We start from the raw sequence: 22,384 nt of genomic DNA on the forward strand, positions 1-22,384 counted from the left end.
CCACGCCGTCCGCCCCGCGCACCCCCACCCCGTCGGCCACACCCCCCGACCTGGAGGAACAGGCCACCGCACTCGTCAACGCCCGGCGGGCCCGGGCCGGCTGCGGGCCGCTGCGCATCGACCGCAGGCTGCACACCGCCGCGCAGCGGCACTCCGCCGACATGGCGGCACGCCAGTACTACGAGCACGACACCCCGGAGGGGAAGGGCCCGGACGACCGGATCACCGCCGCCGGATACAGCTGGAGCAGCTGGGGCGAGAACCTCGACCGCGGCCCGCGCACCGCGGCCGCGGCGGTGAACGACTGGATGGGCGACAGCATGCACCGCGACAACCTGCTCAACTGCACCTACACCGCGGTCGGGGTCGGTGTCGTCGAGGGCCCGGGCGGGCCGTGGTGGACCCAGGACCTCGCCGCACCGCGCTGACCGCCGGCCCGCCCGCTCCCGGACCGCTCGTGAACCGGCAGGGTCACACCCCCGTCGCCCCGTCGAGCCGCTCACGCAGCAGATCCGCATGACCGTTGTGCCGGGCGTACTCGGCGATCATGTCGATCAGGATGCGGGAACCGAGTCTGCCAGGCACCACTGACAACGGCCGTCGAAGCAGGCCGCGAGGGCATTCGGTACTGACGCCTACCGTCGTACCGACCCCGCCGGCCGTCGGAGTTGACTACGGCCGGCGGGTACCGACCACGCCGGCCATCGGCCCCCCCCGCCGACGTCGGAATGATCCCGGGCCCCGCCGCGCTGTCGCTACCGAAGCGTTGTCCAACGACCTCAGGAGAGCGGCGCATGACCAGCACCGTGCAGGAGTGGCACCTGACCGCACGCCCCGTGGGACGCCCGAAGCCGGAGGATTTCCGGCTCGTGGCACGGGAGTTACCCGCACCGGCGGAGGGCGAGGTGAGGGTCCGCAACACCTTCCTGTCGGTCGACCCGTATATGCGGGCGTTGATGAGCACCACGCAGACCGGCGACCTGGCCTACCGGCTGGACCGGCCGATGACGGGCGGGGCCGTCGGTGAGGTCGTCGAGTCGCGGGCGGCCGGGCTGTCTCCGGGCGACCTGGTACTCAGCGCTCTCGGGTGGCGTACCGGTGCGGTTGCTCCGGCCGAGCACTTCACCCTCTTGCGGCGCGTCAACGGCGTTGCGGACTCGGCGTTCCTCGGCGTGCTCGGCATGCCCGGCCTGAGCGCCTACGTCGGACTGACCGAGATCGCGGGGCTGCGTGCGGGGGAGACGGTCTTCGTCTCCGGCGCGGCCGGTGCGGTGGGCAGTCTGGCCGGACAGATTGCGCGGCTGCGCGGAGCGAAGGCGGTGATCGGCAGCGCCGGATCCGATGCCAAAGTGGCCTATCTGACCGGTGCGCTCGGCTTCACCAGCGCCTTCAACTACAAGGCCGGACCGGTACACACGCAGCTCGCGAATGCGGCCCCGGACGGCATCGACGTGTACTTCGACAACGTCGGAGGGGACCATCTGGAAGCCGCCATCGACGCCCTGAACAGGAACGGCCGGGTCGCGCTGTGCGGAGCGATCTCCGGATACCACGGCACCGAGCCCCCGTCGGGGCCGCGCAACATGGTCGAGCTGGTGAAGAAGCGGCTCACCCTGCGTGGTTTCGAGGTGATCGACCACGCGGACCTGCAGCCGCGGTTCGCCGACGAGATGGGCGGCTGGCTGGCCGATGGGCAGATCAGCTTCCGTGAGACGGTCGAAGACGGCATCGACAGCGCGGTGACGGCCTTCCTCGGGCTGATGGAAGGCCGGAACACCGGAAAGATGGTGGTGCGCCTCTGACCGTGGCGGCTCACCTGCCGGCTCACCCGGCGGCGAACACCCCTCGCAGATGCCTGCTGTTGACGATCACCAGGACGGCGCTCAGGAGGAGTCCGCAGACGCCCTGCTCGATCTTCATCCACAGCGGGAAGGCGTCGGGGAGCGCGATGATGGCTGCAATGGCTGCCACCATGACGGTCGAGATGATCCGCAGCCTGCGGTACGCCCCGCGCGAGCCGCGGGCCGATTGGAGCGCGCACACGAACATCAACGAGGCGCTGGCGACGACGATGCCGCCACGTATCCAGACGGCGTCGTTCACCAGCGCGGTGTCGCCGCGGAGTAAGTAGATGGCCACGAGGGTGAGCACACTGAGGGCGAGGTAACAGCCGACGAGCAGCTTGGTGCTGCGGAACGCCGCCAGGCTGCGCGGGTGGTGCAGCTTTTCCTCGGACATCGAGACGGGGTGGGTGGGCCGGGTCGTCACGGCGGTCCTTTCCGTTCGTGCACCGACTCCCGTCGTGCCCAGGTGTCGTGGGGGGCGACGAGCCGACCGGTGCGGCGTGGTCCGCCCCGGTGGGTACGGGGCGGCGGGGCAGCGCCGGCCGCACGGGTGCCGCGGCAGCGGCTGCGCCCTCGCGGACCGGCCCTGCCAGGATCCGTCCCGTCCGCCGCCCTTTCCTCGCCCGCCCGGACGAGACATGGACCGCTCGGCTTCAGGGACAGGTGGGGGACGGCCCCGTAATGGATGGATCGGGACCGACAGGTCCCGCACGTCCCGTCCCCCACCACCCCGCACCGGCCCTAATACGTGGCGACCCGCCAGGTCAGCGAGCCGGACAGCAGCTTGCGCACCGCCGGGTCGCGGACCGCGCCCGTACGGTCGACGGCCTTGGCGGTGACCGTGTGGGGGCGGCCGTCGGCCGGGACGCCGAGGGCCCGCGGGACCACCGTGTGCCTGCCGCGCGCGGACTTGTGCTCGCGGCCGTCGACGTACCACCGCAGCCGCGCGGAAGCGGGCACGGTGACGCGGATGCGGGCCCCGCGGGGCACCGCCCGATCGGTGGCCACCGGACTGCTCAGCACGCTCGCGTAGCGGTAGAAGCCGGCGATCATCGCCTCGCGCCCGGGGAGGTTGAACTGCCGGCCGAGCGACCTCATGATCGAGTTGTCGGTGGGGCGGTTGAGCCCGTGCTCGTAGTAGCCGCCGCCCTCGAATGCCCCGACCGCGCCGCCGTCCGGCGACTCCTGGCCCATCCAGCGGTACCACTTCTGCCGCTGGGCGGTCATCTGGTCCGCGGAGAGCGTGCTGAGGTTGGCCTGGGCGGGCTCGGGGCCGGAGTAGGTTCCGGACTCGCCGTATGCGTACTCGTCGGCGAGCTTGCCGAGCGAATGACCGGTCTCGTGCACCGCGATCTGGTCGGACCGGTCGTTGTCGGAGGACGCGGTGGCGATCCCGTCGTAACCGACCTGCGAGGAGATGTCGTTGTAGCCCGCACCGCCGTACTTGGTGGAGTTGGAGAGCACCACGACGAGGTCGGCGGCCGGGGCCTTGGCGGCGTACGACTCGACCTTGTCGGTGTCCACGCACAGCAGCCGCTCGGTGCCTTCGCAGAAGAAGGCGGAGTTCAGGGCGGTGTCCCGCACCACGTCCTTTGTCGGGTCCCCGGAGACACCGGAGTCGTGCGAGACGGCGTCGACGGCCCAGACGTTGAATTGGCCGGTGTACGAGGCGTACGGCTCGACGGCCGTCATCTTGGCCCACTTGGCGCGGACGTCCGCGTGGAAGTCCTCCTGCTGGGCGGCGGTGTAGCCGTCGCCGATGAAGACGACATCGAGCTTGCTGCCGACGGGGCCGCTGCGGACGATCGGGGTGACGTCGCCGTCTCCGGCGGCGATCGCGGCCCGTTCGGACGGGGAGAGGGGCTTGGAGACCGGGACGCGGGTGTGGCGGGGGTGTCCGGAGTCGCCGGTGAAGTACTCGACCTGCTGCGTCCGTTGTGTGTGCGGGGGCGGTGCCGGGGTGGCGCCCTGGGCGGTGGCCGCGGTGGCCGTGGCGGCGGCCATTGCCACCACGACGACACCGACGGACACCGTGGTGCGTATGGGACTGCGTCTGGAGGCGGATCTGCGCATGGGGGGTTCCTCCTGGATCCCGCCGCACCGGCGGCGGGTTGAAGCCGAATTCAGGCGCGCTCAACGTAGAGGCTCCGGTGGCGTGGGGCAACGGATGGTGCCCAAGTTGCGTTCTGAAGGGAGGAGTTCCGGAACGTCGCGCGACCGGCGGTCGGCCGCGCGGGACCGCATCAATGCACAGCCGAAGCCCCGGAGCCGGGCGTCGGTTTCCCGCTCAGCCGCCCCGCGTACGGGTGCGGAAGGCGGTCGGGGTCTCACCGGCCCGCTGCCGGAAGAACTTGGTGAAGACCGTGGCATCGGGGAAGCCGAGCCGGTCGCCGATGGCGGTGGCGGTGCGGTCGGTGTGCACCAGCAGTCGCTTGGCTTCCAGGAGGACCCGGTCGTCTATGAAACGCTTGGCGCCGCACCCGGCGGCCGCGCGGGTCGCGCGGGTGAGGGTACGGACGCTGTAACCCAGCTGCCGGGCGTAGTCCTCGACCCGGTGTGTACGGGCGAAATCGCGCTCCACCGCCTGCTGGAAGCGCCGGAACGGCTCGCTGCCCGCCTCGTCGCCGGCCTGCGCCCCGTGCAGATGGGCCAGCCGCAGCACGAGCACGGCCAGCAGATGGCGGACCACGTCGAGGTGCACCTCCAGCGGCAGCGTGGCCGGCCGCCGCTGCTCGCTCCCCAGCAGCTCCAGGACGTGGCGCACGGCATCGCCTTCCGCGCCCGAGGCGGTGAGCGGCAGCTGCCAATTGCGCTGGTCGACACGGGCGGCATCCACGGTGGCGGGAGTCAGGAAGCCCGGCAGGAAGAGGACGACGGTGCCCTCGGCCTCGGTGAGGTCGGAGCGGTACTGGCTGATCTGGCCGGGGCGCACCCACAGCCAGCTGCCCGGGGTCAGCTCGTGCTCGGTGAAGTCCACGGAACAGCGCAGCGTGCCGGCGCGCACCGAGATCAGCTCGTGGAAAGCCAGGCGCTTGGGGGCGTACGGGACGATGCCGTGTCCGCGGGCGCGGGCGAGCAACTCGGTGAAGTCGAGGACCTCCGCGCCCGGCGGAGCTCCCACCGAAGCCCGGAAGGGGACCTCGGTGACCTCAGCCTGTCCGTTTGTGTCCATGATCTGTCCTCAATGTGCCGCTCCGAAGGGGTGTCACACGCCTAGCGTGAGAGCTGACGGAACCGGTCGGACCACGTACGGGCGGACGTCACACGAACCCGTTGTGACGATGCGGTGAGGGGGCGGATGACCGAAACGTCCACGGAACGGAACCCCGCCCGGTCGCGCCCTGCCGTCCGGCTTCCTCGACCGCTTGCCCTGCCGTCCGGCCTCCTCGGCCGGTTCGGCCGGCCCGCGCCCGCCGCTGCGCACCACGCCCCCTCTCGGCTCGTGGCGCAGCTCCGCGGGCTGTTGCATGCTGGGGGTCGAGAAGATCCAGAAGGAGGCTCTGATGAAGCAGCAAGTGGCACGCATGGCATACCTGTTGAAGCGGTCGTTGTGGGGTGGACGGTCGCGGCTCGATCACCCCGAGTCCCACCGACCGCAGCCCCACCGCGGCGGCGATCTGATCCACCACTATGTGCCGTCGGCGACGTCGGTGCCGAGGGGGCGGTGAGCAGCCGGCTCCACAGCGCCCGGTCGAGCCGCTGAACGGTTCCGGAGCGTGGGGACGTGAAGCGGGGAATCGACCGGGCACACGACGGCACCGGCTCACCAAGCAGGTGCCGGTGCCGGTGTCGGCGCCAGTTCCGCTGCCGGTGAGGGTGCCGGTGTCCTCCTTGAATGGAGCGGCAATCCGGTCCCGGTTTTTGCCTTCTCGTGACAGGTATTGAACGGCATCGGGTGTGCCTCCGTATCTTTCGATATCCGTGCCTCAGCGGCACTGGTCCACGACGCGAGGAGGACACCATGACTCACCCCGGTATCCCGCCGATCCAGGCTCTGCCGGACGGAGACGCCGAGCTCTCCTTGGTGGTTCGCCTGCAGTGGGAGGACGTCGCCGCGCTCGGTCAGGACGCCGCCCGGCTCGCTGCCCGGTGGAAGCGCCCGGTGACTCTGGACGAGGCCGCCGGTCAGCGGCTGCGCCTCCGTCCGCCGGCCGCTCAGCCCACTCATGCCAAGACGGTCGCGCAGGAGCGGGCGCAGCCCGCCGTGGCGTCCACGACGGTGTCGCCCCTGCCCACCCGTTCCCCACAGGAGCAGGCCCGGCAGGCGATCGAGAAGATCAACGGGACCACCGCGCACGAGACGGCATAGCGCCGGGAAGGGGTGAGGGAACACCAGGGGAACGCGGTTCTCCTGGGCCGGGGGCGGCAGTCGGGGACTGCCGCCCCCGCCGGTTTGCCGTGCGGTACGCCCGCGGGGGGCCCGCGCGTCCGCCGGACGGGAACCGGTGGCAGTGGCATGGGGCCGGCCGTCCGGGAACCGGCTCCGCCGGCCGAGGGAAGATCATCGGCTCAACGGCGCAACGTGAGCCCTCGGTACGTGCGCTCCGGCGCCCGCCGGTGATGCTGTGACCAGCCGGACGCGACCGGCCGAGGCGCCGTCGAAGGGCGCCGGCCCCCGGGAGGTGCGCCGGCCTGCGAGGCCTGCCTCTTCCGGGACGACCGGCCGGCGGCACGGACGGCCAGGCCGGGGGCGGCCCTTCCCCGGCGTCCCGGGCAGCACAGGCAGGGAGGCATGCACACCCCATGGTCCCACTGCTGGTGGACGCTCCGGCTCAACTGCTCCCCGCCAGGGAGCTGATGGCCTTCACCCTGGCCTGCCACATCATTCTGGTGCCGTTCGGAGTGGCGCTGCCGCTGATCACCCTGGTGATGCACCACCGCGGTCTGCGCCGTGCCGACCCCGTCGCCCTGCTCCTCGCCCGACGCTGGTCGGCGGTCATGGCCGTGCAGTTCGCCGTCGGTGTGGTCACCGGCACCGTGCTGTCCTTCGAGTTCGGGCTGCTCTGGCCGGGCCTGATGGGTAAGTGGGGCGGCGTCTTCGGCATCGGATTCGGGGTCGAGGCATGGGCCTTCTTCCTCGAAGCGGTGCTGATCGCCATCTATCTCTACGGCTGGCGGCGGCTGAAACCCCGCACCCACTTTCTGCTGGGCCTGCCCTTGCCGGTGGTCGCCCTGCTCGGCGCGTTCGGCATCCTGGCGGCCAACTCGTGGATGAACACCCCCCAGGGCTTCACCCTCGATGCCGCCGGTAAGCCGGTGCACGTCCAGGTCTGGTCGGCGATCTTCACCCCGATCTTCGGGCCGCAGTACTGGCACTTCGTCGTGGCGATGCTGATCACGGCCGGATACACCGTCGCCGGGATCTACGCGGTCGGCTGGCTGCGCGGCCGCCGCGACCGCTACCACCGACTCGGCTTCACCGTCCCCTTCACCCTCGCCGCGGTGCTCACCCCCGTGCAGTTCCTCCTGGGGGACTCGCTGGCCCGGTCGGTCTTCCACAAGCAGCCGGTGAAGTTCGCCGCGACCGAGATCGTCTGGCGGACCGACACCCGGGTACCGGAATACATCTTCGGCCGGCTGCACCCGGACGGCAGCATCTCCGGCGGCATCAAGATCCCCCAATTCGACTCCATCCTGGCCGGGTTCACCCCCGATACCAAGGTGACCGGACTGACCTCCGTCCCGGCGAGCGACCGGCCGACGGCCACCCAGGCGACCATCGTGCACTGGGCCTTCGACCTCATGGTCGTCCTCGGCTCGCTGCTGATCCTGCTCGCGCTCTGGTACGGCTGGTGCCGGCTGCGGCGGCGCCGGCTGCCCGCCTCACCGTGGTTCTTCCGCGGCGCGGCCTGCGCGGGCGTCGCCTCCGTCGTCGCCGTCGAATGCGGATGGATCACCGCCGAAGTGGGGCGCCAGCCCTGGATCGTCTACCAGCACATGCGGATCGGCGAGGCGGTGACGTCGACCCGCGCCAGCAGTCTGTGGATCATGCTGGGCCTGGTGGTCGTGGTGTATCTCTTCATCTTCGGCTCGCTGCTCGTCGTGCTGCTGAAAATGCGCGCGGGCTGGCGGCTCGCCGACGGGCAGCGGGCGGTGGGGGAGCGGCCCGAAGCACCGGAGACCGACACCCCCTACGGCCCCCGCGCCGGCGTACCGGCCGGCCCTCCGCCCACGGATGACTTCTCGCCTCCCGACGGCCCACCGCCGTCCGGTGACACCGGGTCAGGCCCCTCCGGGGACGGCGGGCGATGATGCCCGCCGTCATCGCCGTGGTGCTGCTGCTCGCCGTGGCCGCCTATGCCTGCGCCGGCGGCACCGATTACGGAGCCGGGTTCTGGGATCTGACGGCCGGCGGCGCCGAACGCGGCAAGCGCCCCCGGTGGCTGATCGACCACGCCATGGCCCCCGTATGGGAGGTCAACAACGTCTGGCTCGTCTTCATCTTCGTCCTCATGTGGACCGGCTTTCCGGTCTTCTTCCAGACGGTGTTCTCCGCGATGTGGCTGCCGCTGGCCCTGGCCGCCATCGGCCTGGTGCTGCGCGGCGCCGGCTTCGCGCTGCGCAAGCCCCTCCGCCGGATCGCCGGGCGACGTCTCTACGGCGCCGTCTTCGCCCTCTCCTCGCTCCTCACCCCGTTCTTCCTCGGCGCGGCCGTCGGCGGCATCGCCTCGGGCCGGGCGGTACCCGGCACGGAGGCCTCGGCCCACGCCTGGTCCAACCCGACCTCCATCCTCTTCGGGCTGATCGCCATCGTGTCGACCGCCTTCCTCGGCGCCGTGTTCCTGGCGGGAGACGCCGTCCGCTTCGGGGCCCCCGATCTGGTCGGCTACTTCCGGTGGCGGGCGCTGGGCAGTCTTGTCGCGCTCGCCGTCCTGGCGGCGATCATGCTGACCGTCACCCGGAGCGACGCCCCGCACGTATGGCACGGACTCACCCACGGCGTCGGCCTCGGCCTCGTCATCTTTGCCGGAGTCTGCTTCGTCGCGACCGGATGGCTCCTGCTGCGACGGTCCGGCGTCTGGTCCCGGATCACCGCCGTCGGCGTCGTCGCGGCGGCGGTCCTCGCCTGGGGCGCCGCCCAGCGCCCCTACCTCATCCCCACCTCCCTCACCGTGGCCGACGGCGCCGCGGCCGCCAGCAGCCTGCGCTGGCTCGGCCTGGTCACCCTGGTGGCGGCGGTGGTCGTGGGCCCGGCCGTGGCTCTGCTGTACTGGCTGGATACCCACGGCGAACTGGAACCGCTCTCCGACACCGACCTGCGCCCCGATCCGGACCAGGAGGACCCGACCGGAGGCCACTGACCACGCGGCACGGCGCGGCAGCGGACCTCTGGCGAGAGCATCCTTCGCGGCGGTCTGGCCGTCATCGACGGCGGCGCGTCGCCGTGTCGGGCGTAGTAGTCGCGTGCGCGATCGGCGCGCAGGAATCCCCGAGGTCGTCTCCTGACACCTGCTCAGGTCAAGGCGACTGGCGGCGCCCGGGTGTGCCATGCCCAGGCACCACCGGCCCTGGCTGTGCCCTCTGCCGCCGCCCAGACTTCCCGGTGGGCACCGGTGAGCGAGAGGGGCTCACGCCACCGCCACGCCGGCGCCCAGTAGCCACCTCGAAGGAGCCGAAATGACCCTCACCGCCGACGAGTACGACAGCGTGTTGCGACGCCTGCGGGACCTGGAGGCCAAGGAGGACCTGCGCGCGCTCATGATCCACGGGTGGCGGGCGCTGGACCGCAAGGCCTGGCAGACCTGGATCGAGTGCTGGACCGAGGACGCCGTGCTGGAATTCGGACCCTGGGGAAAGACCCGCGGCAGAGAGGCGATCCTCGCGCGGGTCGCCGCGGCGGAATCGGACTACCTGAGCATGCAGCACCACATTCTGAACATGGAGTTCGAGGTGGATGGCGACCGGGCCACCGGCATCGGCTACATGTGGTTCGTCGCTGTCACCGGACCTGGGAAGACATCCTTCCCCTACTCCATGGGAGGCCCCTACGACTGGGAGTTCAGCAAGGGCCCCAAGGGCTGGCTCCTGTCCCGTCAACGACTCGGCGTCTTGTGGACGCACGGCGAGGACACGGCGTCGGCGTTCGAGTAGACCTCGCCCGAGAAGCTCTCGTCCTTTGCCGGGGACGACAACAAGGCTGACGCGAACGGCAAGGTTCACGGTCGTCTACGAGGCAAACACCATCAAGCCGGAGGACCGGCAGGAGCGATCACCCCGTCACCCAGCAACGGGTCTTCAACTTCCTTTGCTACCTGAAGGGGAGCGACCCGAAGAAGTTCTACGAGCCCCTCGTAGGCGCGGGCCGCGCTCGGCGAGGGCTGCTCTCTCGGAGTTTCCCTGCACGGCCCCTTGACGCGTCCACGGGCCGGTCCCATACTCGGGCCAAATCGATTTGGCCAAATCGATTTGGCTCCCCGTCCAGGGCCGGATCGTGGCCGGAACCGGAGCGAGCTGAACGGAGCTCGAACGTGTCCAGACACCCCACCACGCCCGCCCCTACCACCCCGACCTCCGGAGGAGCACCTCTCCCGGACAAGACTCCGCACCCGGTGGACGAATCCCGCCCCCTGGGCAAGATCATTCTCTTCGGCCTGCAGCACGTCCTGGTCATGGCCGCGACCCCCATCTCGGCGGTCTTCCTGATGAGCGCGACGCTGCACCTGAGCCCTGGCCTCACCGTCGACCTGCTGTCCGCGGCGTTCCTGGCCTCCGGGATCGGATCGCTGATCCAGTCGCTGGGCCCGTGGAAGTTCGGCCCGAGGCTGCCGTTCGTGATGCTGCCCGGCGGTGCCCCGCTCGTCCTCTTCCTGGCGATAGCGGCGCAGCACGGCCTGCGGACGGCGACCGGCGCGGTCCTGCTCACCGCCGTGTTCACCTTCGTCGTCCTCCCGCTCTTCGCCCGCTTGCTGCGGTTCTTCCCGCCCTTGGTCATCGGCACGATGATCGTGATCGTCGGTGTCAACTTGGTGAAGGTCGGTGCCCTGCTGGTCACCGGCCGCCCCGGCGAGCCCGGTTTCGCCGCCCCGTCGCACCTCGCGCTCGCCTTCGCGACGATCGGCTGCACGGTGGCGTTCTACCGGCTGTTCACCGGAGTGCTGCGCCAACTGGCGGTGATGCTGGGCCTGATCGCCGGCACCGTGCTGGCCCTTGTGCTGTACGGCCTGGACCTGGGCCGTGTCACCGAGGGCGGTCTGGTCGGCGTCCCGCACTTCCTCCCCTTCGGCACCCCGCAGTTCGACCTGCTCGCCGCCCTGCCCCTCATGCTGTACAGCGTCGCCTCCATGGCCGAGGCCACGGGGCAGACCGTCATCAACGCGGAGGCGGTGGGCAAGGACATCGACCGGCGGACGGCGGTCCCCCGGACCGTCCGCGGTGACGCGGCGACCTCACTCCTCGGCGGCCTGTTCGGCCTGCCGTTGATGGTGACCAGCGGCGAGAACGTCGGCATCGTCCGCGTCACGGGAGTGCGCAGTCGTTTCGTGACGGCCGCCGCCGGAGTGGTCCTCATCGCCCTCGGCTTCCTGGCGCCCGTCGCCCGTGCGATCAGCGTGATCCCCCCCGCCGTCATCGGGGGCACCGCCATCGTGGTGTTCGCCGTCGTCACGGTGCTCGGCGTCCAGATGCTCGGACGGGCCGAACTCAACCGGCACGCCGACACGTTCATCTGCGCGGTCGCGCTGGGCCTCGGCCTGCTGCCCATCCTCGTACCCGACGTCTACAGCGGCTTTCCGTCGCCCGTACGGATCCTGTTGGAGAGCGGCGTCGCGGTCGGCGCGTTCGTGGCGGCCGTCCTCAACGTCCTCTTCCACCACCTCCGTCCACGCCGCGCCGACGCGCCCGGCATCCGCCCGCAGCGCGCGCCCTCGCCGTAAGTGCCCTGGTGTCCGTGGGCGGCCCGGCACCGGGACTGCCACGGCCCCGCAGCAGCGTGGAACACATCCGTCGCCCACCGGCCCGGTGCCGGTCGGCCGCTTCCCGAAAAGAGAGTGATGAACGACCTGACCCCGGACCACGTCAGCGCCGACCCGCTGCTCCTGGTCCCCGATGTGACGCTGACCCCGGACGGCCCCCAGGACCGGTACGGGGTGGTGGTGGCCGACGGGACGTTCGTGGGCGTCGGCCCCGCGGAACGCCTGGAGCGGACCCACCCGCGGCTGACGCCCGTAAGGCTGCCGGGACATGTGCTGATGCCCGGATTCGTCGACGCCCACCACCACCTCACGCAGAGCTTCGGCGCGGCACTCGCCTTCGGTGAACCGTCGGAGATCTTCCGCCGGGTGTGGGTTCCCCTGGAGGCCGCGCTCGACGAGGAATCCGCCTTCGTGGCGGCCAAGCTCGCCGCGCTGGAGTCGTTGCGCGGCGGCTTCACCACGGTCGCCGACGCCGGCACCCGCGCGTCGGTGGACGTGGACGTGGTGGCGTCGGCGGCCCGGGACGCCGGAATCCGCTGCGTCCTCGGGCTGATCTGCAACGACGCCGCCGCCGACGAGGGCGACGCAGGACGAACCGTGCTTGCCAAGGCGGAGGAGCACCTCGCCCGCTACGACGGCGACGACCTGATCCACCCGTCGCTCGCCGTCTCCGTCCCGGAGGCCGCGACGCCCGGCACCCTGCGGGACACCGCCCGGCTGGCCGGTGCCGCGCGGGCCGTCGTCCAGATCCATGTGAACGAACACCTCGTGGGAGTGGAGCGGTCCCTGGTCCGGTTCGGCCTGCGGCCCCTGGAATATCTGCACCACGTGGGTGCCGTCGGGCCCCAACTCGTCGCTGCCCACGCGACTCTCCTCACGCCGGCCGAAGTCGGGCTGCTCGCCGACACCGGGGCGGCGGTGAGCTACAACCCCGTCGCGAGCGCCTGGAAGGGGAACGCGGTCGCCCCGGCCACCACCCTGGCCGCGCGCGGCATACGGTTCGGCCTGGGCACGGACGGCACCCGCGGCGACGCGTTCCGCCTGGTCGAGGCCGCGGAGTTCGCGCAGCGCCTGGTGCATGGGCTGGCCACCGGGGACTCCTCATGCGGTGCCGGATGGACCTGGCTGGAGCACGGTGCGGCGGGCGGCGCGGACGCGCTCGGGCTGGGCACCCGTACGGGCCGGATCGCCGAAGGCGCCGCCGCCGACTTCCTGTTGGTCGACGTGACCGGCCCCGAGATGCACCCCTCCTGGGACCTCCCGTGGGAGTTGGTCCGACGCGGCAACCGCGACCAGATCACCGCGGTGTTCGTGGCCGGCCGACTGCGACTGTGGCGCGGCTGGCCGCCCGACTGGGACGGCCCCGCGCTGGTCCGGCGCGCCGCCGAGCTGGGCCCCGAGGTGGTGCGGCGCGCGTCGGTGGCCCGGGCCCACCCGACCTCTACGGCTGCGCGGACGCGGGCCGCACCACGAGGGGACGGGGCCGCGCCGGCGCCGGCGGCCGATACCGCGCGCTGTCGGAGCGCCGCACGATGAGCGGCGAGACGCTCGCCGTCCTGTCGGTGGTGGTGGCCGCGGCGGCGTTCGTGCAGGGCGCGAGCGGGCTGGGGTTCGCGTTGATAGTGGCCCCCGTTGCGGGGCTCCTGGACCCCGGGCTGCTCCCGGTGTTCGTCCTTGCCTCCATGATTCCGTTGAATCTGTACGTGGCCTGGCGCGAACGTCACAGCCTCGACGTGCGCGGTGCGGGCTGGATCACCGCGGCACGCCTGGCGGCCACCCCCGGCGGTCTGCTCCTGCTCTGGCTGATCCCCGACCACAGCCTCGGCCTGGTCGTGGGCGCGGCAACGGTGCTGGCGGCGGTCGCGAGCCTCGCCGCGCCCGCGTTTACGCCGGGGCGGGCCGCCTATGTCGGCGCCGGAGTCGTCACCGGCCTCACCGAAACGGCCACCGGTGTCGGCGGTCCACCCCTCGCCCTGGTCTACCAGCACCGACCGCCTGGGGAACTGCGGTCCACGGTGGCCGTCTGCTTCCTGGTCGGCGAAGCGGCGTCGCTGGCCCTGCTGTTCGCCACGGGGGAGGGGCGTCCGGCGCAATTGGGCTGGGCGGCCCTGCTGTTGCCTGCGACGGCCATCGGCGCCTGGCTCAGCCGAATGGTGCACCACCGGGTCGACGCCTCGAAACTACGGGTGTTTGTGCTGGCGTTCGCGCTGGTCTCCGGGGTCGCGCTGATGGTGGGCATGTGACGCCGGTCCCTGGAGGACGGGGCGGGGCCGTGGCGCCCACGGGGGCTGTGGACGGACACCCACACCGCCCATGGGGGTGCCCGTGCTCGGGGGAGTACGACGCGGAGCGGCGGCTCGGGCGGGCCGCCGGCCGGTGCGGCCCCGGCGCCACGGGGGAGCGGGCGGCGGGCGGAAGGAGGTGCCGTCAGAGGTGGAGTCAGAGGTGCCGTCCATGGTCGCGGTCCGTCGCACGGCCCGGGTGACCATGCTGGAAGCCAGGCGGGCGGTCGGCGAAGATACAGACATGCCCAGTACCCGTCCCGGTGCCGGCGGCCGGCCGCCGACGATCGCCGATGTCGCCAAGGCCGCCGCTGTGTCGCCCACGACCGTCTCGCACGCCCTCAACAACATCGGCAAGGTCGACCCGCGAACCCGTGAACGCATCAAGAAGGTCGCCGCCGAACTGGGGTACCGGCCGAACCTCCGCGCCCAGCGGCTGCGCCGGGGCCAGGCGAAGGCGATCGCGCTCGCCTCGTCCATGCCGTTCGCCGTGGCCGGGGGCCCCTCCCGGCTCGGCTTCTACATGGAGGTCGCCGCGGCGGCGGCCGAGCGGGCCCTGGTCCACGACTACGCGCTCGTGCTGATACCGCCCGTGCAGTCCGGCGGAGCCCTGTACTCCGTGGACATCGACGGCGCGATCGTCGTCGAACCGGACCAGGACGACGCGGCGGTGGCGCAGTTGCGGGGCCGCGGTCTGCCGTATGTGACGCTCGGTCGGCCGGCGCCCGGCGACGACGCGCCATACGTCGACCTGCGGGGCGGTCGGGTCGCCGAGGTGCTCCTGGACCACCTGCGCGAGCAGGGCGCACGGCACCCCGCGCTGATCGTCGGAGCGGGTGCCCGGCACTCCGCGGTCGACCCCCTGGCCACGTATCTCCGGGCCGCCGAGGAGCACGGCTGGGCCCCGGTCGTCGCGTCCGCGCCGGAGACGGGCGGCGAGCAGGCCGGGTACGACGCGTGCGCGGCGCTCCTGGAGGCCCATCCGGACGTCGATGCGGTCTGCGCCCTCGTCGACGTCTTCGCTGCCGGCGCCATCCGTGCCGTGCACGACAGCGGTCGCCGCGTCCCCGAGGACGTCATGCTCGTCACCCGGTACGACGGCCTCCGCGCCCGTACCAGCGAGCCGCCGCTGACCGCGGTCGACCTCCAGCTGGACCGGGCGGCGGCGGAGGCGGTCGAGCTGCTGCTCAGCAGGCTGAGCGCCGGGGATGCCGTGGCCGCCCCCGGGACGAAGGCGCCGTACGAGCCTCGCGTCATCCCCCGCGCCTCGTCGCTGCGCGTCCCGCCCGGGCGGTAGTGGCCCGAGCCGGGGCGCCCGGATCAGGCGACGCCGGTGTCCGGGCCGGGAGGCATGTGCCGGTGACCGCCCCGGGCGGTGGCGGGGCCCTGCCACCGCACGGCGTCGGTGCTGTCGAGGCCGAACTGGTCCATCACCCGGGCCACCAGGTGGCTCACGATGTCGTCCACGGAGGTGGGCTTGTTGTAGAAGGCCGGCATGGGCGGCAGGATCGTCGCCCCCATCCGGGACAGCGCCAGCATGTTCTCCAGGTGGATGGTCGACAGCGGGGTCTCCCGCACACCGAGCACCAAGGGCCGTCTTTCCTTGAGGACGACGTCCGCGGCCCGCGAGACGAGGTCGCTGCCGTAGCCGGCCCGGATCGCGGCGAGCGTCTTGACGCTGCACGGCAGGATCACCATGCCGTCGGTGCGGAACGAGCCGCTGGAGATCGAGGCCGCCTGGTCGTCCGGTCCATGGACGACATCCGCCAGGTCCGCGACCTGCCGCACCGACCAGCTGGTCTCCAGCGTCAGGGTCGCCCGCGCCCAGCGGCTCATCACCAGGTGTGTCTCCACGTCCGCGTGCCGTCCCAGTTCCTGGAGCAACCGGACGCCCCAGATGGCCCCGGTGGCACCCGTCATCCCGATGATCAGCCGCATGGAGGCTCCCTTCGCGGGGTCGATTTCGTACCGGTACATGTGTCCCGAGAACGGTGCGGCCGCCCGCCGCGGGGACAGCCGCCTGGAGCGGGCGGGACGCTTTCCCGGTCGCCTCCGCCGCCCCCGTTCCCGGGTGGTGCCTCAGGGGTGGTGCCGGGCGAGGACCTTGGCGCGCACGGCGGCGGGGTAGGCGTGGGTGAAGTCGCTCAGCGGGTCGCGTCGGTCCGGTGCGGGCAGCAGCGCTTCGCGTACGACCTTGGTCGCCCGGGTGGCGTGCCGTTCCTCCGGGCTGTAGCAGGTGAGCAGCGGCAGGATGGGGCCGTCCTCGAAATGCACCGTGCGGTCGACGGGGTGGACCCGGGTGGCCAGTGCCCAGATCAGGTCGGCCTCGTTCTCGGGCTCGACGTCGTCGTCCAGCACGAACACCTTCGGCAGGCAGTTCCCGTACTTGGTCGAGTAGACCGCGTCGCCGATCCGCCGGGCGAACTCCTCGGGGCCGACGCCCGGCAGGCGGTCGCGCCAGTCGCCGGGAACGGTCACGACCAGCCAGTGACTGGCGCTGCTCAGCGGGGACCAGGCGGTGGTGGCGGGCAGGCCCGCCGCGCGGATCACCGCCAGGGCACCTGCGGCCATGCCGACGCCGGTGACGGTGTGGAAGTCGTCGGTCGGCTTGCCTTCCGCGACGAGCGGCCATATGGGGTCGTCGCGGTAGGTGATGGCCTCCACGCTGTAGACGGGCTGGCGGCTCGTCTCGGAGGGAATGTAGCCCGCGTACTCACCGAAGGGTCCCTCGACGCCGCTGCGTTCGACGGAGAGGTGCCCCTCGATGACGATCTCGGCGCTCGCGGGGACCAGCAGGTCCGACAGCTCCGCTTTGACGACCTTGAGCGGCTGACCGGTCAACGCGCCGATGTAGTCGGCCTCGTTGAGGCCGTCGCCGATCGGGATGCCGCCGACGTAGGGGATGGCCGGGTCGCCGCCCTGGACCAGGGCGTACGGCATGGGCTTGCCGAGGTCGGCCCACTGCTGCCAGATCTGGGCGAGGTGTTGCGGGTGCATGACCAGGCCGGTCATGTGCGTGCCGTCGATCATCATGATCCGGGCGATGGACCAGTTGGTCCAGGACCCGTCCGGGGTCCGGGCGATGATCACGCCATAGGTGTTGGCGTAGCGATTGCCGTCCTTCTCGTGCACGAACGGCACCGGGAAACGCGTGAGGTCCGCGTCGGCACCGCGCAGGACGTGCTGTTTGACCTCGGCCTCGCTGCGGCTGACCGTCTTCGGCGGGATGCCGGAATGGTGCCGGGTGGCGACCAAGTGGTCGATGATCTGCCGGCCGGTGGCCTCGGGCGGCAGCCCGACGCTCAGTGCGACGCGGGCGAAGGGCTTGCCGGGGGCGGAACTGAGAGCGGCCGGTGCACCCAGTAGGCGGAAGCCGTCGGCGACGCCGGTGACCTTCTCGAACAGCGGCGCCGGCAGATGGTGCTCCGTGCTGTAGCGCGTGTGCGCGGCGGCCTCCAGATCCCAATCGACTTCCGTCTCGATCCGGTCCAGGTCGCCCAGGGCGTCCAGTGCCTCGATGTGGTCGCGCAGGTCCGCGGGGCGCTGCATACGATCCCCTCCTCCCAACATTCAGTACACGGATTGTCCGTGTACTGAATATCAGCGTACACGCGGTCCGTGTGCTCGATTTAGGGAGGGGTCTCGGGGTATGCCAGGATCTCCCTCCCACCGCTGGAACGGAGTCCGCGAGCCATGCCCAGCCAGCCGCTCAGCGACACGCCGATGCACCTGCTGCGTCGTGCGCTACAGAGGGCCACCGCGGTCTGGCACGCGGAGGTGCCCGAACTCACCGCCCCCCAGTACGCGATGCTCTCCGCGCTGGCGGAGCGTTCCGGGGTCGATCAGTCCTCCCTCGCTCAGACCACCGCGATCGACCGCTCGACCATGACCGCCTTGCTGGACCGGCTCTCCGCGCGTGGCTGGGTCGTCCGTGAGGTCGACCCGGGCAACCGCAGGCGCCACGTGGTCCGCATCACCCCGGAGGGGCGTGCGTTGCTGCGCGAGGTGGCACCGGCGGTGGCGCGCGTGGACCAGTGGACCGTCGATCAACTCGGCGACGAGAAGGTCCGCACTCTGCTTCCTCTGCTACGCGCTCTGGCCGGCGTCGAGTCGCAGGACTGAGACTCGCTTCTGGGTAGCCGTCCCACCCACCGTGGGCGACGTGGCACCGGGGTCCGCATGAAGAAGTGCGCGGCGCCTGTGGGGGCTTGAGGCTTGGCTGCGCCACGAATGTGCCTCCCGGCCCATGGGGCGCCGGGAGGCACCGCGGCCGTAGGCGCGATCGCGTCGCCCCTGCCGGATGCGCGAAGCCGCGCGTCCGTTCAGCCGCACTCCTGGACCGTGGTCAGCGCTTCACCACGAACGCCCGGCCCTTCTTCACGCCCGCCGAGCAGGACTTCTTCTCCGCAGTGGTCATCTTGCGGGTCTTGACGGTCACGGCATTGCTCTGACCGTCCGTCCCGTTGGCGGCGGGACCGGTGACCTTGTCCGGCACGAACCAGAAGTAGTGGCCCCACTTCGGGCTGTCGTAGTGCGTCTGCCAGGTGCCGGAGACGGTCTGCATGACCTGTGCGCGGGAGATCCAGCCCACTTCACCGGGCTTGACCGTCATGTTCAGCGAACTGTCCTCGGTGTGCGAGCTCGACCAGGTGTGGTTGTAGGTCGCGGTGACGCTGAGATCGATCAGACCGGCGATCTTTCCGCCGGCCGTGACGGACACCCCGGCGGAGTCCGTGGAGCCCACGGTGTCCGACCAGCCCATCGACTGCGTGGCATTCGAAGTGCTGCAGTTGTAGAGCGAGTTGGAGACCTGACGGAAGTCCCCGAGGTACGCCTTGCCGAGCTTCGGCTCGTTGAAGCTGCACTTGCCGTCACCGGAAGCGCAGTCGGCTATGAGCTGCTCCCGGGCGGGCCCGTCGTCCGCGGCGGCGGCCGGCACGGCCATCGTCGCAACCAGCCCCAGTGACGCCGTGGTCAGCGCCATCAGCCGGCCTCCGCGACGGGTCACTCTGTTGTTCGTCATCTTGCTGTTGCCTCTCGCCCAACCTTGTGGAAGCGACGAGTCCTGTGTGGAGTTCGCCGCTGTTGAGTGTGAGCCTGGAGTGAAATCTGCGTCAAATACACCAATGATTGGTAAAGTTGTAGTTGATGATCGAACTGATGCCGTATAAGGGCGTACCGGAGGTAACGTCGGGTACGCTGGCGCCGTGGGCGGGTGGCGCATCCGGCCTCAGTCGGCGGCGCGTGCGCCCTCCAGGACGGTGCGCACGGTGCGCGACACGAAGTCCTTCTCCAGCGGGAGTTGGCGGAGTACGACACGGATCCAGGCGGCCCCGGCCAGCAGGTCCACCAGGAGCATCGGGTCCGTGTCCGCCGGGAGTTCGCCGCGCGCCACGGCCCGGGTGAAGACGGGCTCCTCGCGGGCGATCCGGTCGGCGAAGAAGTCCTTTACGTGGACGGCGAGTTCGGTGCTGTGCGTGGCGGCACCCAGTACGGCGACGGCGATGTCGGAGGCCGGCGGAGTGGTGAGCGGGGTCGCGATGGTGTGCAGCAGGGCCTCCAGGTCTCCTCGGAGGCTTCCGGTGTCGGGCGGTGCGAGGTCGAGTTGGCGGGCGCCGATGAGTGCGGCGCCCAGGAGCGCGCCCTTGGACGGCCACCAGCGGTAGATCGTGGTCTTGTTGACGCCGGAGCGCTGGGCGACCCCCTCGATGGTCAAGCCCTCGTAGCCCTTCTCCGCGAGCAGATCCAGGGCGGCGTCGAAGATCTCCTGCGCCTTCCGTGGGCCGCCGCTCCGCCGTGTTCCGTGCCGTTCCTCGCTCATGAGGAGAGATTAGCATCGAAAAACAACGCAACGTTGCGTTGTGTTTCAGGTAGCGTGCCGCACATGGAGCCCCAAGAAGCCGGGGTGCCCCTCGTGTTCGTGCACGGTCTGCGTGTGAGCGGCGCGATGTGGCAACCCGTGATCCAAGCCATCGGAAAAGACCACCCCACCGCGGCACCCGACCTGCCCGGCCATGGCAGCCGGCGCGGTGAACCCTTCGATATCGCCGGCGCCGTGGCGGCGGTTGCCGACGCCATCGACGAACTCGGCGGCCGGGCGCTGCTCGTGGGGCTGTCCCTGGGCGGCTTCGTCGCCACGGCCACCGCCGGAGCCCACCCGGACCGGGTCCTCGGCCTGGTCGCGATGGGCTGTTCCACGCGGCCGAGCGGTCTGTTCGCCGCCACCTACAAGGCAGCGGGCCGGCTGGCAGCCAGATATCCCCGACGCGCCGATCGGCTCAGCGCATTCGCCTTCCGCCGTGCCCTCCCCGGTCCCACGGGAGAGGCCATGGTCGCCGGGGGCCTGAGCTCCCGGACCGCGTCGAGCGTCGTCAAGGCCGTCTGCGAGACGGACACCCTCGCGTCGCTCGCCGCGTATCCGGGCCCGGTCTGGCTGGTCAACGGCGAGCGCGACCACTTCCGCCGCGACGAACGGGACTTCCTGAAGGCCTGCCGCGACGGTCGGCTGCTCCTGCTGCCCAGGTGCGGACACCTCACCAGCCTCGCCGATACGGGGGCCGTCGCCGGTCTCGTCCGCGATGCCGCGGCGGTCGTCACGGTCCGGACGCACGGCTCGCCGACGCCGGAGGTCCGCCGGTGACCGCCCGGGTGTGGAGTGTGGAGGAGTCCCTGGAGGTTCCCTTCCCGCCGCGGACCGTCTACGCGGCCCTCGCGGATGTCCGGCGGATGACGGAGTGGAGCACGGAGGTCATCGGGGTGTGGCGCCGCGGGGAGCGCTTCGTGGGGGTCAACCGCAAGGCAGGCTGGATCTGGTTCACCACGTGCCGGATCGTCGTCGCCGACCCCGGCCGGGAGTTCGCCTTCGACGTCACCACCTTCCGCCTGCCCGTGGCGCGCTGGGGCTACCGCCTGACCCCGGAGGGGGAGGGGACCCGGGTCACCGAATACTGGGTCGATCAGCGTCGCCGCGGATGGCGCCGCTGGGTCGCCGAGGCGCTGGGACTGGTCTTCACCGGAACCCCGCCCGCCCGGCGTGCCGCACGCAATCGCGCCGCCATGCGCGTGACCCTCCACCGGCTCGCTGCCGCGCTCCGGGCGGCAGCCTGAACCGTACGGGCGCCCGCCATGTGCCGTTGGCGTAAGGGCATCCGGTCCGACACGGGCGCAGGGAGGCCGGCCACGTCGAATCTCCGGCCTCCCGGCCTGCTATATCTCCATAAAGCGCCCCGCTGCCCGGGGTCGATCGCCGGGCCGGAAGAGCCGTTGCGCACTCAAAGCACAAGGTCCGCCCGCTCTTCCGCTTTCGGCTCCCCGAGGGGTAGTCCTGAGGACAGCCGGCCTAGGCCGCTCACTCACCTGCCCACCCCGACCAGAAGGACGGACCGTCATGACGAACGACCTGTTAGCGGAAACGGCACCGGACGAGGGGCCGGACGGGGGCTGGTACGTCGACGAACGCTGCACCAACTGCGATGTCGCCCGGCAACTCGCCCCCGATGTGATCAGCGAGAAGAACGGGCGCGCGGAAGTGACCCGGCAGCCGCGGAGCGACGCGGAGGCCCGGCAGCTGCATGCGGCCGCCTTCGCCTGCCACACCCGGTCGATCCGGCATTCCGCGCGGCGCCTCACCCCCGATCTCGACCCCTTTCCCCTCGCCCTGGACGACGCCGTCCATCTCTGCGGCCACAATTCCCGCCATACGGCAGGCGCCAACGCCTATCTGCTGCGCCGCGGCGACGGAACCACGATGATGATCGACACCCCTCGCTGGAGCGAGCAACTGGCCACCCGCTACGAGGAGTTGGGCACCGTCACCGACGTCCTGCTCACCCACCAGGACCACGCCGCACACGGCCGCCGCTACGCCGACCGGTTCGGGGCCCGGCTGTGGATCCACGAGGGCGATCTCGATGCCGCACCGGACGCGGACCGCGTCATCCGGGGCACCGAGCCGGTCGAGATCGGCGCCGGGGTCCTGGCGTACCCGCTTCCCGGCCATACGCGCGGCAGCGTGCTCTACCTCGCCGATGAGCGGTACTGCTTCAGCGGGGACAGCTTCTACTGGTCGCGCACCACCGCCGACCTGGAGGTGGCCGCCTCGGTCACCTGGTACTCGATCGTGGAACTGGCCGCCTCCCTGGCGCGGACCGCCCCTCGGCTGCGCTTCGAGTGGGTGCTGCCCGGTCACGGCGACCGCAAGCGGCTCCCCGCGGCGGAAATGGCCCACCGCCTGGCCCGGTTGGCGACCCGTACTGCGCAGCTGCAGCCGCAGCCCGTCGACTTCACCGCGGTGCGCTGGTGACGGTACGGGCCCTCGCCGCGGCCCGCGGGCGGGCGGTGCCGCGGT

At 71.3% G+C, this 22,384-nt stretch carries 22 protein-coding genes and 1 pseudogene; 15 read left to right on the forward strand and 8 right to left on the reverse strand.

All coding sequences use genetic code 11. The annotated features are described in order from the left end of the window. The coding region (locus tag EST54_RS00815) for a CAP domain-containing protein (protein ID WP_135796886.1) at positions 1 to 428 on the forward strand (428 nt) is incomplete at its 5' end. Between the two features lie 43 nt (positions 429 to 471). On the opposite strand, the pseudogene EST54_RS00820 reads toward EST54_RS00815, so the two are convergent. Next, positions 472 to 564 (reverse strand): annotated as a pseudogene (locus EST54_RS00820) (mycothiol transferase); the annotation flags it as partial. Positions 565 to 794: 230 nt separating this feature from the next. Here EST54_RS00820 and EST54_RS00825 point away from each other — a divergent pair. Further along, positions 795 to 1,802 (forward strand): NADP-dependent oxidoreductase, encoded by a 1,008-nt coding sequence (locus EST54_RS00825; RefSeq protein ID WP_129243738.1) that lies wholly within the window; start codon positions 795 to 797, stop codon positions 1,800 to 1,802. 22 nt (positions 1,803 to 1,824) lie between these two features. Here EST54_RS00825 and EST54_RS00830 read toward each other — a convergent pair whose 3' ends face one another. The 3 genes from EST54_RS00830 to EST54_RS00840 form a co-directional block, all read right to left on the reverse strand. After that, positions 1,825 to 2,268, reverse strand: a complete 444-nt coding sequence (locus tag EST54_RS00830; protein WP_244942413.1) for a hypothetical protein — start codon at positions 2,266 to 2,268, stop codon at positions 1,825 to 1,827. Positions 2,269 to 2,585: 317 nt separating this feature from the next. Continuing rightward, positions 2,586 to 3,917, reverse strand: coding sequence for a M64 family metallopeptidase (locus EST54_RS00835; protein WP_129243741.1), 1,332 nt, complete (start codon positions 3,915 to 3,917; stop codon positions 2,586 to 2,588). A gap of 214 nt (positions 3,918 to 4,131) precedes the next feature. Next, positions 4,132 to 5,016, reverse strand: coding sequence for an AraC family transcriptional regulator (locus tag EST54_RS00840; RefSeq protein WP_129243744.1), 885 nt, complete (start codon positions 5,014 to 5,016; stop codon positions 4,132 to 4,134). A 331-nt stretch (positions 5,017 to 5,347) separates the two neighbouring features. Here EST54_RS00840 and EST54_RS33975 point away from each other — a divergent pair, with 331 nt between their 5' ends. The 9 genes from EST54_RS33975 to EST54_RS00880 all read left to right on the forward strand — a co-directional run bounded on the left by EST54_RS33975 (position 5,348) and on the right by EST54_RS00880 (position 15,334). Next, a complete protein-coding gene (locus EST54_RS33975; RefSeq protein WP_154074003.1) occupies positions 5,348 to 5,512 on the forward strand; it encodes a hypothetical protein in 165 nt (54 codons plus the stop codon). A 293-nt stretch (positions 5,513 to 5,805) separates the two neighbouring features. Then, positions 5,806 to 6,153: a hypothetical protein gene (locus tag EST54_RS00845; protein ID WP_174857366.1), complete on the forward strand. Its 348-nt coding sequence runs from the start codon at positions 5,806 to 5,808 to the stop codon at positions 6,151 to 6,153. A gap of 434 nt (positions 6,154 to 6,587) precedes the next feature. Then, positions 6,588 to 8,096: a cytochrome ubiquinol oxidase subunit I gene (locus EST54_RS00850; RefSeq protein WP_129243747.1), complete on the forward strand. Its 1,509-nt coding sequence runs from the start codon at positions 6,588 to 6,590 to the stop codon at positions 8,094 to 8,096. Further along, entirely contained in the window at positions 8,093 to 9,145 is a 1,053-nt protein-coding gene (locus EST54_RS00855) for a cytochrome d ubiquinol oxidase subunit II (protein ID WP_129243750.1), read from the forward strand. Before EST54_RS00850 ends, EST54_RS00855 begins: the two co-directional genes overlap by 4 nt. A 316-nt stretch (positions 9,146 to 9,461) precedes the next feature. Beyond that, entirely contained in the window at positions 9,462 to 9,935 is a 474-nt protein-coding gene (locus EST54_RS00860; RefSeq protein WP_129243753.1) for a nuclear transport factor 2 family protein, read from the forward strand. 377 nt (positions 9,936 to 10,312) lie between these two features. Further along, complete coding sequence (locus EST54_RS00865) at positions 10,313 to 11,716, forward strand: uracil-xanthine permease family protein (RefSeq protein WP_244942414.1); 1,404 nt, start codon at positions 10,313 to 10,315, stop codon at positions 11,714 to 11,716. Between the two features lie 117 nt (positions 11,717 to 11,833). After that, positions 11,834 to 13,291: an amidohydrolase family protein gene (locus tag EST54_RS00870; protein ID WP_129243756.1), complete on the forward strand. Its 1,458-nt coding sequence runs from the start codon at positions 11,834 to 11,836 to the stop codon at positions 13,289 to 13,291. After that, on the forward strand, positions 13,288 to 13,998 hold the full coding sequence (locus EST54_RS00875) for a sulfite exporter TauE/SafE family protein (RefSeq protein WP_129243759.1): 711 nt from the start codon (positions 13,288 to 13,290) through the stop codon (positions 13,996 to 13,998). The genes EST54_RS00870 and EST54_RS00875 overlap by 4 nt, the downstream gene beginning before the upstream one ends. Positions 13,999 to 14,281: 283 nt before the next feature. Next, positions 14,282 to 15,334: a LacI family DNA-binding transcriptional regulator gene (locus tag EST54_RS00880; RefSeq protein ID WP_129243762.1), complete on the forward strand. Its 1,053-nt coding sequence runs from the start codon at positions 14,282 to 14,284 to the stop codon at positions 15,332 to 15,334. Between the two features lie 23 nt (positions 15,335 to 15,357). On the opposite strand, the gene EST54_RS00885 is transcribed toward EST54_RS00880, so the two are convergent. Both EST54_RS00885 and EST54_RS00890 read right to left on the reverse strand, forming a co-directional pair. Beyond that, positions 15,358 to 15,975: a UbiX family flavin prenyltransferase gene (locus EST54_RS00885; protein WP_129243765.1), complete on the reverse strand. Its 618-nt coding sequence runs from the start codon at positions 15,973 to 15,975 to the stop codon at positions 15,358 to 15,360. Between the two features lie 141 nt (positions 15,976 to 16,116). Next, positions 16,117 to 17,586, reverse strand: a complete 1,470-nt coding sequence (locus EST54_RS00890; RefSeq protein WP_129243768.1) for a UbiD family decarboxylase — start codon at positions 17,584 to 17,586, stop codon at positions 16,117 to 16,119. A 144-nt stretch (positions 17,587 to 17,730) separates the two neighbouring features. Between EST54_RS00890 and EST54_RS00895 the strand changes: the two genes are divergently transcribed. Then, positions 17,731 to 18,159, forward strand: coding sequence for a MarR family winged helix-turn-helix transcriptional regulator (locus EST54_RS00895; RefSeq protein ID WP_129243771.1), 429 nt, complete (start codon positions 17,731 to 17,733; stop codon positions 18,157 to 18,159). Between the two features lie 223 nt (positions 18,160 to 18,382). Here the strand turns inward: EST54_RS00895 and EST54_RS00900 are convergent, their stop codons facing one another. After that, positions 18,383 to 19,045 carry a hypothetical protein gene (locus EST54_RS00900; protein WP_244942415.1) on the reverse strand — a complete coding sequence of 221 codons (663 nt, stop codon included), beginning with the start codon at positions 19,043 to 19,045 and terminating at the stop codon, positions 18,383 to 18,385. A 222-nt stretch (positions 19,046 to 19,267) separates the two neighbouring features. Beyond that, positions 19,268 to 19,858 carry a TetR/AcrR family transcriptional regulator gene (locus tag EST54_RS00905; RefSeq protein ID WP_129243777.1) on the reverse strand — a complete coding sequence of 197 codons (591 nt, stop codon included), beginning with the start codon at positions 19,856 to 19,858 and terminating at the stop codon, positions 19,268 to 19,270. Positions 19,859 to 19,921: 63 nt separating this feature from the next. Here EST54_RS00905 and EST54_RS00910 point away from each other — a divergent pair, with 63 nt between their 5' ends. From EST54_RS00910 to EST54_RS00920, 3 genes are all read left to right on the forward strand, one after another. Next, complete coding sequence (locus EST54_RS00910) at positions 19,922 to 20,677, forward strand: alpha/beta fold hydrolase (RefSeq protein WP_239013583.1); 756 nt, start codon at positions 19,922 to 19,924, stop codon at positions 20,675 to 20,677. Then, entirely contained in the window at positions 20,674 to 21,144 is a 471-nt protein-coding gene (locus EST54_RS00915) for an SRPBCC family protein (RefSeq protein WP_129243780.1), read from the forward strand. Before EST54_RS00910 ends, EST54_RS00915 begins: the two co-directional genes overlap by 4 nt. Before the next feature lie 280 nt (positions 21,145 to 21,424). Further along, entirely contained in the window at positions 21,425 to 22,339 is a 915-nt protein-coding gene (locus EST54_RS00920; protein WP_129243782.1) for an MBL fold metallo-hydrolase, read from the forward strand. Positions 22,340 to 22,384: the final 45 nt, after the last annotated feature.

Source organism: Streptomyces sioyaensis (assembly GCF_004122735.1).
In the GTDB taxonomy this organism is placed as follows: Bacteria; Actinomycetota; Actinomycetes; order Streptomycetales; family Streptomycetaceae; genus Streptomyces; species Streptomyces sioyaensis.